The 3,958-nt window shown below is 53.8% G+C and carries 4 protein-coding genes and 1 pseudogene; all 5 read left to right on the top strand.

Annotation, left to right across the window (positions count from 1 at the left end; translation table 11 throughout):
• Positions 1-237 precede the first annotated feature (237 nt).
• A pseudogene (locus tag IKE44_RS08990) lies at positions 238-383 on the top strand (MBL fold metallo-hydrolase); the annotation flags it as partial.
• Positions 384-613: 230 nt separating this feature from the next.
• Entirely contained in the window at positions 614-913 is a 300-nt protein-coding gene (locus IKE44_RS08995) for a transporter suffix domain-containing protein (protein ID WP_061567432.1), read from the top strand.
• Positions 914-922: 9 nt separating this feature from the next.
• Positions 923-1,720 (top strand): SGNH/GDSL hydrolase family protein, encoded by a 798-nt coding sequence (locus IKE44_RS09000; protein WP_013145381.1) that lies wholly within the window; start codon positions 923-925, stop codon positions 1,718-1,720.
• A complete protein-coding gene (locus tag IKE44_RS09005; protein ID WP_053532806.1) occupies positions 1,717-2,631 on the top strand; it encodes an ABC transporter ATP-binding protein in 915 nt (304 codons plus the stop codon). The genes IKE44_RS09000 and IKE44_RS09005 overlap by 4 nt, the downstream gene beginning before the upstream one ends.
• Entirely contained in the window at positions 2,624-3,604 is a 981-nt protein-coding gene (locus IKE44_RS09010; RefSeq protein WP_095859348.1) for an ABC transporter permease, read from the top strand. The genes IKE44_RS09005 and IKE44_RS09010 overlap by 8 nt, the downstream gene beginning before the upstream one ends.
• Positions 3,605-3,958: the final 354 nt, after the last annotated feature.

Consider the following 3,958-nt stretch of genomic DNA (forward strand, 5'->3'; position numbering starts at 1 on the left):
CTTCGTTCCGAAGGTGTCCGTTCTAGCCATATTCTATCATATTCGTTGGCTAACGCCAACCGAAATTCATCTCCCACTTTCACTGGTGCTGGCGCACCTTCACGTTTAGAAGTAGGAGACTTCTTTCGGAGGGAAGTTAAAATATTCGGCATCATCAACCAAAGGGGGAGAGGGAACAAGGCACAGCCGCGTGATCTCGGCCGCCGCATTTCACTCATCGATTTGTATGATTTGCGCATGCCGCGGCGCACCGGTACATACGTGCTTCACGAAGAGAACTTGGCGATCGTGGAAACAGGGCCAAGCCCGTCGGTGCCGTATTGCTTGCTGGGTTGAAAGCGTTTTATATTGATCCGTCTGATATTCGCTATATCATCGTCACCCAACGGTGATCATTCGATTGGCCTGGCCGATTCGGCTGGGTTTCTTTTTTGACGGGAAAGCGAAAATTGGAAAAACAGGAAAAACTGTTTTTGTGTGTTCGGTTTTTAGGCGGATCATTTCGTGAAATCGCGGTGTATATGTTAGAGTGGAAATAAGCGATCCTGATTCCTGTTGGAAAGAGCGTCCATGAGCAAGGGGGACCGGAAGAGTGAAACAGAGGCGGTCCGTCATGCATCACATTGGCGTCGGGCTCATCATCGCATCGTTCGTCGTTGGGGTCATTCCGCCCATCGCGCCATTTTTACCGTTTTCGACTGCGGCCAAAGCGTCGATCGTTGCGGTTGCCATTGTGGCGGCGGAAATCATGTTTTGGATCGGGGCGCTGTTGGTTGGAAAGGAAGCGGCGTCGAAGCTGAAGAAGTATTGGGATCCGAAACATTGGCGAATAAAACGGCGGTTGTCGGATCAAACCAATGATGGCGAACAACGCCAAGACGGATCGCGAGAGATGACAACGATGAAGAAATGAGGTGGTTGCATGCGACGGAGCACAGTTGCGCTTCTCATAGCCGTTGCCGCCCTGTCCGGAGTGCTTTGGCTTGGCGGCCTGGCATTGGCGGTGCAAGACCAGTTTTTTTCGGCCGCCAAGCCGCCGACGAAAGAACAACGGCCGCCGACGGCTGAAACAAGGCAACATGACGAGAAAATGGATATTGTTGCTCTTGGCGATTCGTTGACGAGAGGAACGGGCGATGAAAGCGGAAAAGGGTATGTCGGCTATATGGTCGATGAGCTTCGTCGGCAAACGGACAAACCGATCCGTGTGACGAACTTGGCCATCCGCGGCCTTCGCTCTGACGGACTGCTTCGCCAGCTTGGCCAGCCTGAGATTCAGCGGCAAGTCGCCATGGCGGATCTTATTGTGATGACCATCGGCGGCAACGACTTGTTTCAAGGCGGGGAAGCGTTGAAACTGGATCGAAAGCAGCTGAATGAGGCGAAACGGCGATATGTAGCCAACCTAGACCGCATTTTCGCCGCGCTGCGCCGCTTCAACAGCGAAGCGGTCATTTTTGCGATCGGTTTGTACAACCCGTTTGGCGATTTAGACGATGCCAAACGGACGTCGGCGGTTGTGCGCGATTGGAATTTTGCATCAGCGGAAGTGGCGGCCCGCTATCCGAACATCGTCGCGGTGCCGACGTTTGATTTGTTTGCCCTCCATGTCAACGACTATTTGTACAGCGACCATTTTCATCCAAACGCGGCAGGCTACAAGCGGATTGGAGAGCGCGTCGCCTCGCTCATCACGTTGACGGAGGAGGGTGAGCAATGACCAAACAGGTGACGTTAGCGGTCAAAGAGCTGCGGAAAACGATTCGCGGCAAGGAAATTATTAAAGGCATTTCGTTTGAGTTGCATGAGGGAGAAGTATTCGGTTTTTTAGGGCCGAACGGCGCGGGGAAAACGACGACGATCCGCATGCTCGTCGGGCTCATTCGGCCGACGTCGGGGACGGTGGCGATTTGCGGGTATGATCTTCACCGCCAGTTTACCGACGCGATCCGCCAGATCGGCTGCATCGTCGAAAACCCAGAAATGTATCCGTATTTAACAGGATGGGAAAACCTTGAACATTTCGCCCGCATGATACCGGGAATTGGTGCAGATCGGATCATGGAAGTGGCGAAGCTCGTCGGCCTTGAACAGCGCATCCATGACCGAGTGGGCACGTATTCGCTCGGCATGCGGCAGCGGCTCGGCATCGCTCAGGCGCTGCTTGGAAAGCCGAAGGTGCTCATTTTGGACGAGCCGACCAACGGCCTTGACCCGGCCGGCATTCGCGAAATGCGCGCCTTCATCCGCTTTTTGGCGGAAACGGAAGGGTTGAGCGTCCTCGTTTCATCGCATTTGTTAAGTGAAATTCAATTAATGTGCGACCGCGTCGCCATTATGGCGAAAGGACGGCTCTTGGCCGTGGACACGGTTGAGCGGCTGTTAAACCAACAGGCGCGCGTCGTCTGGAAAGCCGCTCCAACGGATCGGGCGCGGGCGCTGTTAGCGGCGGAAACCGAGGTGTTGCGCGCCGATGAAGAGACGATCGTCACGCCATATGAGCCGTCGAGACTAGCCGCTTGGAACGCCAAGCTTGTCCAAGCCGGCGTCTCGGTTTCGGAAATTGAACCGCGGCTGCCGACGCTCGAGGACTTGTTTATCGAGCTGACAGGGGGCGAAACGATTGAGTAAGCTCGTGTATAATGAAATGTTGAAAATCGTCCGCAAAAAGCGGCTATGGGTGATCGCCGCCATCATTGCGGTGCTCGTCGCCTTGTTTACATACGCCCAATACCGCGAGACGGAAGAGTTGAGAAAACGGCTTGGCACGACCGACTGGCGGACGCAGCTGCAGCAGCAAATCGTCGATTTGCAAAACCGCTTGCAGTCGCCGAGCATGTCTGAGGAATGGCAGAAATACTTGCAAATCCGCCTCAAGCAGCAGCAGTACTACTTAGAGCACAACATTAATCCGTCCGCCCCTGGAGCGCCGACGTTTATGCGCACGTTTATCGAAAACGCCATCGACTTGTTTTTGCCGCTTTTAGTGATGGTGGTTGCGGCTGATTTAGTGTCGTCCGAGGCAAGCGCTGGAACGATCAAGCTGCTTCTCGTTCGGCCGGTGAAGCGGTGGAAAATTTTGTTGAGCAAATATATCGCGTTGCTCCTGTCGGTGTCGCTCATTATGCTGATGGCGGCGGTGCTGTCGTATGCCATCTCCGGACTCGTGTTTGGATATGGCGGCTTCCGTCTGCCGCTATTGACCGGATTTGTCCAGCAAGGAGAGGATCTCAATACAGCGAATGTCCATATGATTCCGCAATGGAAATACATTTTGATCGAGCTCGGGCTGGCAGCGTTTGTGAGCGTTGTCGTCGGCACACTGACGTTTATGTTTTCCGTGCTGCTTAGGAGCACGGCGGCGGTGATGGGCATCATGCTGGCAGCATTGATTTCTGGCGCGATTTTGTCGAACATGGTGTCGTCGTGGCATTCGGCAAAATATTTGTTTATGGTCAATTTGCGGCTGACGGATTACATAAAAGGAGCGGCTCCGCCGATTGAGGGGATGACGCTTGGCTTTTCGATGGCCGTGCTGGCTGTCTGGGGGCTTGCAGGGCTTCTTGTCGCTTTTTTTGTCTTTATGCGACGAGATGTCTATTGAAAACGGCAGAGCGGCGAAAACCCGAGGGGGTGTTCCCTCGGGTTTTTCAGTGAAAGGGGATGAAATGCCTATCTATTCGGCTGCTTGTCGTGAACGCCGGCGAGTCCAAGCGCGTGATGGCCCCGCAGCAACTGTATAGATGCAATTTAAAGCTTTAACATTTTTCGTCTTTGCCGGTCATTGCATCCGACTGTCGAGTGACCGAACAACGCTGCTTAAAGACCCATGAATGGGTCTGTGAAGCGAGTCGTTGTTCGGTCTTCCGTCACGCTAAGGCGTGACGGAGGCAAGCCACACGCTTGCCTTCGACAGTCGAAAATGGGCAAACCACTTTTCTGTCAAGGATATGTTAAA

Origin of the sequence: Geobacillus sp., assembly GCF_017515625.1 — a bacterium.
Lineage (GTDB): Bacteria > Bacillota > Bacilli > Bacillales > Anoxybacillaceae > Geobacillus > Geobacillus stearothermophilus.

Bases quoted from the DNA above. Each gene is read 5' to 3' on its own strand.
- IKE44_RS08995 (WP_061567432.1), top strand. From the start codon at position 614: ATGCATCACATTGGCGTCGGGCTCATCATCGCATCGTTCGTCGTTGGG.
- IKE44_RS09005 (WP_053532806.1), top strand. From the start codon at position 1,717: ATGACCAAACAGGTGACGTTAGCGGTCAAAGAGCTGCGGAAAACGATT.
- IKE44_RS09000 (WP_013145381.1), top strand. From the start codon at position 923: ATGCGACGGAGCACAGTTGCGCTTCTCATAGCCGTTGCCGCCCTGTCC.